Source organism: Pinirhizobacter sp., from assembly GCF_035317885.1.
Classification (GTDB): Bacteria; Pseudomonadota; Gammaproteobacteria; order Xanthomonadales; family Rhodanobacteraceae; genus Pinirhizobacter.
Genome location: NZ_DATHFX010000059.1, coordinates 1 through 8,591, shown reverse-complemented (window position 1 = coordinate 8,591; position 8,591 = coordinate 1). Strand labels below are relative to the sequence as shown.

11 protein-coding genes and 1 pseudogene are annotated in these 8,591 nt (G+C 65.0%); 7 read left to right on the top strand and 5 right to left on the bottom strand.

All coding sequences use genetic code 11. The features are described from left to right. From VK519_RS01815 to VK519_RS01805, 3 genes are all read right to left on the bottom strand, one after another. On the bottom strand, nt 1–524 hold a 524-nt coding region (locus tag VK519_RS01815), incomplete at its 3' end, for a hypothetical protein (RefSeq protein WP_324347089.1). A gap of 113 nt (nt 525–637) precedes the next feature. Continuing rightward, nucleotides 638–1,117 (bottom strand): GNAT family N-acetyltransferase, encoded by a 480-nt coding sequence (locus VK519_RS01810; protein ID WP_324347087.1) that lies wholly within the window; start codon nt 1,115–1,117, stop codon nt 638–640. Nucleotides 1,118–1,222: 105 nt separating this feature from the next. Beyond that, nucleotides 1,223–1,348: a hypothetical protein gene (locus VK519_RS01805; RefSeq protein WP_324347085.1), complete on the bottom strand. Its 126-nt coding sequence runs from the start codon at nt 1,346–1,348 to the stop codon at nt 1,223–1,225. A 406-nt stretch (nt 1,349–1,754) separates the two neighbouring features. On the opposite strand from VK519_RS01805, the gene VK519_RS01800 reads away from it, so the two are divergent. Next, nucleotides 1,755–2,165: a DNA-binding transcriptional response regulator gene (locus VK519_RS01800; RefSeq protein WP_324347083.1), complete on the top strand. Its 411-nt coding sequence runs from the start codon at nt 1,755–1,757 to the stop codon at nt 2,163–2,165. Nucleotides 2,166–2,260: 95 nt separating this feature from the next. Here VK519_RS01800 and VK519_RS01795 read toward each other — a convergent pair whose 3' ends face one another. Beyond that, entirely contained in the window at nt 2,261–2,443 is a 183-nt protein-coding gene (locus VK519_RS01795; protein WP_324347081.1) for a CsbD family protein, read from the bottom strand. A gap of 210 nt (nt 2,444–2,653) precedes the next feature. On the opposite strand from VK519_RS01795, the gene VK519_RS01790 reads away from it, so the two are divergent. From VK519_RS01790 to VK519_RS01775, 4 genes are all read left to right on the top strand, one after another. Then, nucleotides 2,654–2,896, top strand: coding sequence for a hypothetical protein (locus tag VK519_RS01790; RefSeq protein ID WP_324347079.1), 243 nt, complete (start codon nt 2,654–2,656; stop codon nt 2,894–2,896). A gap of 284 nt (nt 2,897–3,180) precedes the next feature. Beyond that, the gene (locus tag VK519_RS01785) at nt 3,181–5,553 is read left to right on the top strand and encodes a DEAD/DEAH box helicase (protein ID WP_414692675.1); all 2,373 of its coding nucleotides are present in this window, start codon (nt 3,181–3,183) and stop codon (nt 5,551–5,553) included. Then, nucleotides 5,550–6,506 (top strand): ribonuclease H-like domain-containing protein, encoded by a 957-nt coding sequence (locus VK519_RS01780; protein ID WP_324347077.1) that lies wholly within the window; start codon nt 5,550–5,552, stop codon nt 6,504–6,506. Before VK519_RS01785 ends, VK519_RS01780 begins: the two co-directional genes overlap by 4 nt. Then, the gene (locus VK519_RS01775; RefSeq protein ID WP_324347075.1) at nt 6,478–6,624 is read left to right on the top strand and encodes a hypothetical protein; all 147 of its coding nucleotides are present in this window, start codon (nt 6,478–6,480) and stop codon (nt 6,622–6,624) included. The genes VK519_RS01780 and VK519_RS01775 overlap by 29 nt, the downstream gene beginning before the upstream one ends. 18 nt (nt 6,625–6,642) lie before the next feature. Here VK519_RS01775 and VK519_RS01770 read toward each other — a convergent pair whose 3' ends face one another. Then, complete coding sequence (locus tag VK519_RS01770; protein WP_324347073.1) at nt 6,643–7,233, bottom strand: FMN-dependent NADH-azoreductase; 591 nt, start codon at nt 7,231–7,233, stop codon at nt 6,643–6,645. Between the two features lie 118 nt (nt 7,234–7,351). On the opposite strand from VK519_RS01770, the gene VK519_RS01765 reads away from it, so the two are divergent. Together VK519_RS01765 and VK519_RS01760 are read left to right on the top strand one after the other, a co-directional pair. Beyond that, nucleotides 7,352–8,323 carry a LysR substrate-binding domain-containing protein gene (locus tag VK519_RS01765; RefSeq protein ID WP_324347071.1) on the top strand — a complete coding sequence of 324 codons (972 nt, stop codon included), beginning with the start codon at nt 7,352–7,354 and terminating at the stop codon, nt 8,321–8,323. Nucleotides 8,324–8,350: 27 nt separating this feature from the next. Continuing rightward, a pseudogene (locus tag VK519_RS01760) lies at nt 8,351–8,591 on the top strand (methionine aminotransferase); the annotation flags it as partial.

Here is an 8,591-nt window from a genome sequence, read left to right as displayed (position 1 = left end):
ACCCATCGTCCGCCTTTCAATGGCGGCCCCAGGCGCATCGGTGGCGTGGACGACACATCCACCCGCACGCCGTCCAGCAGGGCGATTTTGCCGCCCATGTCGAAATGCATGGTATGACGCAGCACGCCGGGCTGCACGCCGGCGCGCGGGCTAAGGTACACATAGATCGTGGCCTGCTTGCCCGGTTCGATCCGCAGCGGCTGGCCTTCCTTCTCGGGTTTTGCCATGCCGGCGATATCGGTTGCCGACCAGTGGGCGAGGGGCGCATCCGAGCCGTCTGCCTTAACGTCCAGATCGAGCGCAGTCAGCAGGCCGGTGTCGCCGTAGTAATTGGTGACGTGGATTTCATACACCAGGTGCTGCAAGCCATCGGTGCCCGTCACCAGTGTCGGGCTGAATGGCACGCGTGCCTCAACGGGTGCCTGCACCACGGCGGGTGCGGGTTTCGTAGCGCCAGCGGCAAAGCACGCCGGGCTCAACACGATCACCAGGTACGCGGCTTTCGCCGTCCATTTGCACGACATGCAACCCCCTTTGTCCAGCGCGCCTGCCGGTTGGCCGGGCGTCTACTGATGGTGAGTGTCGCATGGGCATGGATGCCAGGGCATGCGCTGGCACGATGGCATGGATCGGCTCTTCAGGCCTGGTCGTGGCTGTAGACGATGAAGCCGTGGAATTTGGCGACCTTGTCGTAAAGCTGCCGGGCGTCGGTGTTGTTGTCCTGCGTCTGCCAGTAGACACGCGATATACCTGCATCGGCGGCGCGATGGTACACGCCGCGGATCAACGCACGCGCCACGCCCCTGCCACGCGCCGCAGGTACAGTGAACAGGTCCTGCAGGTAGCACACCAGCGCCAGGCGCGTGGTGCTGCGATGAAAGAGGTAGTGGGTGAGCCCGACCAGGCTGCCTTCGGCTTCGGCCACCAGCGCGAACACCGGTTCGTCTTCGTCGAAGAACCGATTCCAGGTAGCCTCGGTGATGGCGTCGGGCAGGGCAGTGGCAGCGGCACGTCCGTAGAACGCGTTATAGCCGTCCCATAGCGGGCGCCAGCGTGCTTCGTCGGCACGCTCCACGGGACGCACCTTGATGCCGCTTGCAACAGGGGTATCGGCCACGAGGGCGCTCCGGGATGGACGGTAGGCCGATGATTGAGCCCTTCGGTCGAACCGGCAATAGCCAGTTCGTCACGTTCAGGCCATGCCACCGCCACGGGCGGGGTATCAGTTCCGGGGAGTGGCGCGGCGGCGTCCGCGCGAGACGAACCGGCGCGAACGGGCGGTGGCGAGGGGCTTGTAGACGCGGAAGGACGTGGGGCGGGGTGCCGGGCTGGTCTTTTCGGTCATCATGGGCGTGGACTCCCTGGGGCGTGCGGAGGGCGTCGATCACGCCCCTCGTCCACTATGTCGGGAGGTCGGCGGAATTCTTTAATGGCAGGCGGCAGGGAAGCGGTAGGGGTCAGAGTCATCACTCTGACCCCGGTGGCCCCGCTGGCGATCAGGCGGGATCGGCGGGGTCGCGGTCGGGTTCGTGTTCGACCGGATCAGGCGATGTGCCGCGGTGGGGATGTGGGGGCCCCTGGTCGGGCTCGATGGGAATGTCCGGTTCGCGGTGCATGGCAACCCTCCCCAGGGCGGTTAGACCCGGGATTTTTCCAGTCATGTAGGTGAAAGGAATGCCATGGCATCGTGAGGGCGTCCTCGACGTTCAGCAGGCCGCTTTGCTAGGATGCACAGGCACATGCAGGAATTTACGATGATATCCAGCCTACCACTGCTGATCGTTGAGCCCGACAGCCGTGTCGCCGAAGGCGCAAGTCTGGCGCTGGAAGGCGAGGGCTACCGCGTGGTGACGGTGCAACGCAGCGGCCAGGCCCGTCTGTTGTTCAATGCGATGCCGCAGCTCGCCGTGCTGGTTACCCATTGCGACCACCTCGTTGACGACGACGAAGATGGCTTCCTGCAGTGGGCCGCTGCCCAGCGCCCGGATCTGGCCATCGTGGCACTGTGCACCCACGATAACGGCGAGATGGAATTGCCCGATGCGTGCATTCGATTGGCTAAGCCCTTCGATCGCGACCAGCTGTTGCAGGCGGTGGCCGAAGCCCGCCTTTGCGCGTTCAATCGCAAGACGGCCCGCGAAGGTTCCGACCAGGACGCTGCCTGAACACGCGTCCGCGCCTGTCGCCGTGAACAATGGAAGGCCGCCCTCGGGCGGCCTTCCTCGTAGTGCCGCGGCTTCCAGCGGAGCGGCGGGGGGAATTAATGCCGATCGGCGTCCCGGATGGCGTCGTTCTGTTTGCCGACTTCCTTCTGGATCTTGCCGGCATTCTTCTCGATGTTGCCGGCGGCCTGCTTTCCGACATTGCCGGTGACCTTGCCGATGCCTTCCTTGATGGCGCCCTTGACTTCGTGCTTCGTACCTTCAACGCGATTCTTGTCCATCGTTTCCTCCGTACCTGCGCGGCGCGGCAGGCTTGGGTCTACGTTAGGCCGCCACCGTTCAGGCTAGGGTGAATTTCCAGGGCAACGTAGCTTGCACTTTCATCACGAACTTGAACGTGAGCCACCGCGCGACCCGGTCGTAACGCTGCCGCGACGGGATGCCGCCTAGCGTCGCGGTGCGGCCCCATCTTTTGTCCGCGCCGGAGTCTCATGAATTCACAGCGCACCGTCCTGTACGTTCCCTACAACGCGTCGGCGCACGGCCAATGGACGCTCCGCCGCGGATCGACCCTGGTGGGGGTCTATGCCACGCGTGCCGACGCCATGCGCCAGGCCTTGCAGATGGCCGGTGCCATCCGCAGCCAGAAAGGAGTGGACGTGGAACTGCGCGTGGAAGATGAAAGCGGCGTGTGGGCGACGGTGGACCAGGCGCCTGCCATCGACCCTTCCTGACGCCGAAAAAGTGTAGGTACGCGCCTACATACAAGTCTAGGCAATCAATGTTCTGCTATATGCGCGCCGGTCATCGGTCCGTCTGAGCAATGGACAGGTGGCCGGGGCATCTAGCCTTACCCCCTTAGCCGTCGTCGCCCCCGTGCGACGGCGGCATTTTTATGGCCTGAAGGCTTTAGTCGCAGCTGGTGAGACTGCGCTGCCTTACACATGCGCTGTCATCCAAGGGGCGGGGCCGCATGTCGAATTACTTAAGTACAGCCGCGGCCCGCGCCGACAGTGAAATCGTGCCCCGGCAGGCCGACGGCCAGCTTCTGGCCAGCCGGCTGCGCGATAAATACCGTGACCGGGTCACTGGCAGCTTGCTGGTGCAAGGCCGTCCTGGCGATTACGTCCCTTTTCCCGATGACCTGCCCGAAGCGGTGGCCAACGCCTTGCGCGCACGCGGCATGGCACGGATGTACCGCCACCAGGCCGATGCCTGGCGGGCCACGCAGGAAGGAAAGCACGTGGTGATCGCCACGCCCACGGCGTCGGGCAAGACGCTCTGCTACACAGCGCCGGTGCTGGCCGCGGCCCTTGCCGCCGGGAAGAAGGCGCTGTACCTGTTCCCCACCAAGGCGCTGGCGCAGGACCAGGTGTCGGAATTGCTGGAGATCAACCGTGCCGGGGAGCTGGGCGTGAAAGCGTTCACCTTCGACGGCGATACGCCGGGCGACGCGCGGCAGGCGATCCGCCTGCACGGGGATATCGTGGTTAGCAACCCGGACATGGTCCACCAGGGCATCCTGCCGCATCACACCAAGTGGGCGCAGTTTTTCGAGAACCTCCGCTACGTAGTGATCGACGAAATACACAGCTACCGCGGCGTATTCGGCTCGCACCTGGCCAACGTGATCCGGCGCCTGAAGCGCATCTGCGCGTTCTACGGGGTGCGGCCGCAATTCATCCTTTGCTCGGCGACGATCGGCAACGCCGCCGAGCATGCCCGCGCGCTGATCGAGGAAGATGTGTTCGCGGTGAACGAAAGCGGCGCCCCCACGGGCGATCGACACATACTGTTGTGGAACCCGCCGGTGATCAACCCGGACCTCGGCCTGCGCGCCTCGGCGCGGTCGCAATCGAACCTGATCGCCCGCATCGCCATCAAGGCACGGTTGAAGACGCTGGTGTTCGCGCAGTCGCGGTTGATGGTGGAGGTGCTCACCAAATACCTGAAAGACGTTTTCGACCATGACACGCGCAAGACGCCACGCATCCGCGCCTATCGCGGCGGCTACCTGCCCACCGAGCGGCGTGAAGTGGAGAAACAGATGCGCGCCGGTACCGTGGACGGCATCGTTTCAACTTCCGCGCTGGAACTGGGCGTGGATATCGGCAGCCTCGATGCGGTGATCCTGAATGGTTATCCGGGATCCATCGCCGCTACCTGGCAACGCTTCGGCCGCGCGGGGCGCCGGCAGCGGCCGTCGATCGGCGTACTGGTGGCAAGTTCAACGCCGATCGACCAGTACCTGATGCGCCACCCGGAATTCTTCATCGAAGCCACGCCTGAACATGCGCGCATTCATCCGGACCAGATGCTGATCCTGCTCGACCACATCCGTTGCGCCGCCTTCGAACTTACTTTTACCAGCGGCGAGCGCTTTGGACCGATCGACGCCGAGCCTTATCTTGAGGTGCTGGCCGAAAGCGAAGTGGTGCACCAGGAAGGTAATCGCTGGGAATGGATCGCCGACAGCTATCCCGCCAATGCAGTGAGCCTGCGTTCGGTGGCGGACGGCAACTTCGTGGTCGTGGACCGCACCGACGGACGCCAGGTGATCATTGCGGAGGTTGATTATTCCGCCGCGGCTCTCACCCTGTATGAAGGCGCCATCCATATGGTGCAGTCGGTGCCCTACCAGGTGGAGCGGCTGGACTGGGAAGGACGCAAGGCCTATTGCACGCGCACGCATGTGGATTACTACACCGACGCCATCGACTACACCAAGCTCAAGGAACTGGAGCGCTTCGATGGCGCGAACGCAGGGCAGGGCACTTGCCATCATGGCGAGGTGCACGTGGTACGGCGCGTGGCCGGCTACAAGAAGATCCGTTACTACACGCACGAGAATATCGGCTACGGCCCGGTAGCGCTGCCCGACCAGGAATTGCATACCACCGCGGTGTGGTGGCAGTTGCCCCAAGCCGTGCTCGACACCGCGTTCGCCTCGCGCCAGGCGGCCCTGGATGGTTTCCTGGGAGCCGGCTACTCGCTGCACACCTCGGCCATCGTGGCGGTGATGGCCGAGGGCCGCGACCTGCAGCGTGCCGTGGGCGGTGGCGACGGCGGATGGTCGGCGCAGGTGGATAACTCAGGTCGCGGGCAGTTGCGCGGGGACGATGGCAGCCTGGCCGTACCCGACGCCTTCGACCGCTTCGTGCCCACGGTTTATCTTTACGACAATTTCCCGGGTGGCGTGGGGCTGTCCGAGCCATTGTTCGGGCGCTCAGCCGAGCTGCTGCGCATGGCTTTGCAGAACGTGGAACGTTGCCCATGCAAGGCAGGTTGCCCGGCCTGTGTGGGGCCTGTGTTGGCGGCGGAGGAGAAGCACGAGGAAACGCCGAAGATGCTCGCCCTGCGCGTGCTGGGCCTGATGGTCGTTCCCGCATGAGTGAACTGGCCCTGCGCCTGGCGCGGCTGCGCGATCAGGCGGGTTTGCCGCAGGCAAGGCCTTCATCGTCGTTACCGGCGCCAATGTCGGCTCCGAGCCCGATGGCACTGCCTTCATCAAGCAGTAACGCGCCTGTCGATCATTCTTTGCGCGAGAGCCTGCGACGCCTCGCAGGCCTGCGCGATCGCGCCATCGGGCGGGTCGAGCGTGGTTCGCGCGATGTCCCCGGCGATGAGATCGCCCCGGGCCTGCGTTACCTGGAACGGCGCCACGCGGCAACGACGGTACCTGAGGACTTCGACCTGCAATTCGCCCGCATGGATGCCGCGCGGCGCGACGACGTGCTCGCCTTCGACACCGAGACGACGGGGTTGGCTGGCGGCACGGGCACACGTGCATTCATGATCGGCGCGGCCCATTGGCAGGGCGATGAGTTGTGCGTGCGGCAGCTGTACCTCACCGCGATGTCGGGGGAGGCGGCGATGCTGGATACGTTTGCCCAATGGATCCAGCCGCGCACGGTGTTGTTGAGCTACAACGGAAAATCCTACGATGCGCCGTTGCTGGCCACGCGTTACCGCCTGGCGCGGATGGCCAACCCGCTGTCGGGCCTGCTGCATGTGGATATGCTGCACCCGATGCGCCGGCGCTACCGGCATGTGTGGGAGAACTGCCGCCTGGCCACGGCCGAACGCAAGCTGCTGGAGGTGCTGCGCGAAGACGACCTGCCCGGCGCTGAAGCACCCCGCGCATGGTTGTCGTACCTGCGCGGCGGCGCGTCGACCAACCTTAAGCGCGTGGCCGAGCACAACCGTCAGGATCTGCTGAGCCTGGCGGGCCTCTTGGTGACCGCCCATGGGTGGAGCGGGGAACACGGCCTTCACGCCGGCGGCGGCACGATGCCAGTGCCACAGGAGTCAAGCCATGGCCGAGCGCGAAAAACCCAAACGTAATTCCGGTTACGAGGAAACCAACCCCAGGCCACGTCCCGCCGACGGCAGCAAGGTACCGGGGACGGGTAGTCCCCAGGAGCACCAGAACATGCCGAAGGACAAGCCGGGCAAGCGCTGAGCGCTTGCCCGTGTGCCTTTAGGCTGCTACCTGCAGAGGCAAGGCCTGCACCACGGCGCGGGCGCGCTCGATGGTGGCCTGCTTGTGGTTGTCATCGCCCATGGCCAGGCCTTCGGCGCGGACGAATTCCACTTCTTCGACGCCAAGGAAGCCGAATAGCGCACGCAGGTACGGCTCCTGGAAATCCATCGCCGCCGCCGGGGCTTCGGCACCGTAGGCACCGCCGCGCGAGGACACCACGATCACCCGCTTGCCACCGGCCAGGCCTTCAGGGCCATTGGCGGTGTAGCGGAAGCTCACGCCTGCCACGGTGATGCGGTCGATCCAGGCCTTCAGCTGGCTGGGGATGGAGAAGTTGTACATCGGCGCACCGATCACCACGATGTCGGCGGCAAGGAATTCATCCACCAAAGCCTTGTTCTGCACGGCTTCGGGATGGGCCGGGTCGGCGACGGGGCTCCAGTGGTCCAGGCCCAGGACGGCGAGGTCGCGGTAGGTGACTTCCAGGTTGGAATAGGCATCGCGGAACCGGCCCACTACCGACTGGGTCAGTTCACGTGAGACCGAATAAGCGCCAAGGGCGCTGGCGTCGATGTGGAGCAGTTTCATGGCTTGATCCTCGTTCGGGTTGCGGCGGAAGCGCCGCGACTGCAAACAAGGGTAAGTCCGCGACAATCATTCGATAAGCTGGCAGAATCGGGACTAATCGTTCACGCCGGGAAACGACATGGTCTCGATGGGTGGGGCGCTCCAGGACCTCAACGATTTGTATTTTTTCGCTGCCGTCGTCGAACAGGGCGGCTTTTCGGCCGCCGGGCGGGCCCTGGGCGTGCCCAAGTCGCGCCTGTCCAAGCGCATCGCCCAGCTTGAAGAGCGCCTTGGCGTGCGGTTGCTCCAGCGCACCACGCGCCGGTTCGTGGTGACGGAAGTGGGCGAGCGGTTCTATGGCCATTGCCGCGCGGTGCTCGAAGAAGCCCAGGCCGCGCAGGACGCCGTGGATGAACTGCGCACCGAGCCCCGCGGCACGGTGCGGGTGAGTTGCCCGGTCTCCCTGGTGCAGTCGCTGCTTGGACCGATCCTGCCGGAGTTCCTGGCCATGTACCCGAAGGTGCAGGTGCGTTTGCTGTCCAGCAACCGGCGCGTGGACATCATCGGCGAGAGCTTCGACGTGGCGATCCGCGTGCGCGACAAGCTCGATACCGACGCCACGATGGTGCTGCGCAGCTTCGGCGGGTCGCGTGCGCTGATGGTGGCTTCGCCAGGGTTCCTGGCCAGGGCCGGCCGGCCGTCCAAACCTGCGGACCTGGCAGGTTTTGATGCCCTGTCGATGTCCGAGCACGATGGCGCGCAGGTGTGGGACCTGGTCGATGCCGGTGGCAGGCGCGAGTCGGTGGAAGTGCAGCCGCGCCTGGTCACCGGCGATTTTAACGCGCTGCTCGATGCCGCGCTGCAGGGCACCGGCATCGCCCTGCTGCCGGAGGAGTTCTGCGGCGAAGGCATTGCCAGCGGCAAGCTGGAATGGGTGCTTCCGGATTGGACCACCGCCGAGGGCATCCTGCACTTTCTGTATCCCAGCCGCCGCGGCCTGCTTCCCGCCGTCCGCGCCTTCGTCGACTTCCTGGCCGAACGCCTGCCGCCGGCGCGCGCGGCGCGCCTTGAAAAGTGCAAGGAAGCGGGCCGTGCTACGATGCCCGTTTAGCCGTCCAAACCGAAACTGTAGGTGAGCATGCAGATCGAGACCAAACTGCCGAAGGTCGGCACCACCATCTTCAGTGTGATGAGCCAGCTGGCGGTGGAGCACAAGGCGGTGAACCTGGGACAGGGTTTCCCCGATTTCGAAACACCCGAACCCTTGCGCGAAGCCTTGACCCGAGCGATGTCCGCGGGCCACAACCAATACGCGCCGGGCATTGGCCTGGGGGCGCTGCGCGAGCAGATCGCCATCAAGACCGAGCGCCTCTACGGCC

Coding starts and splice junctions, on each gene's coding strand:
- VK519_RS01780 (WP_324347077.1), top strand. CDS start 5,550: ATGAGTGAACTGGCCCTGCGCCTGGCGCGGCTGCGCGATCAGGCGGGT.
- VK519_RS01795 (WP_324347081.1), bottom strand. CDS start 2,443: ATGGACAAGAATCGCGTTGAAGGTACGAAGCACGAAGTCAAGGGCGCC.
- VK519_RS01805 (WP_324347085.1), bottom strand. CDS start 1,348: ATGATGACCGAAAAGACCAGCCCGGCACCCCGCCCCACGTCCTTCCGC.
- VK519_RS01765 (WP_324347071.1), top strand. CDS start 7,352: ATGGTCTCGATGGGTGGGGCGCTCCAGGACCTCAACGATTTGTATTTT.
- VK519_RS01790 (WP_324347079.1), top strand. CDS start 2,654: ATGAATTCACAGCGCACCGTCCTGTACGTTCCCTACAACGCGTCGGCG.
- VK519_RS01800 (WP_324347083.1), top strand. CDS start 1,755: ATGATATCCAGCCTACCACTGCTGATCGTTGAGCCCGACAGCCGTGTC.
- VK519_RS01775 (WP_324347075.1), top strand. CDS start 6,478: ATGGCCGAGCGCGAAAAACCCAAACGTAATTCCGGTTACGAGGAAACC.
- VK519_RS01770 (WP_324347073.1), bottom strand. CDS start 7,233: ATGAAACTGCTCCACATCGACGCCAGCGCCCTTGGCGCTTATTCGGTC.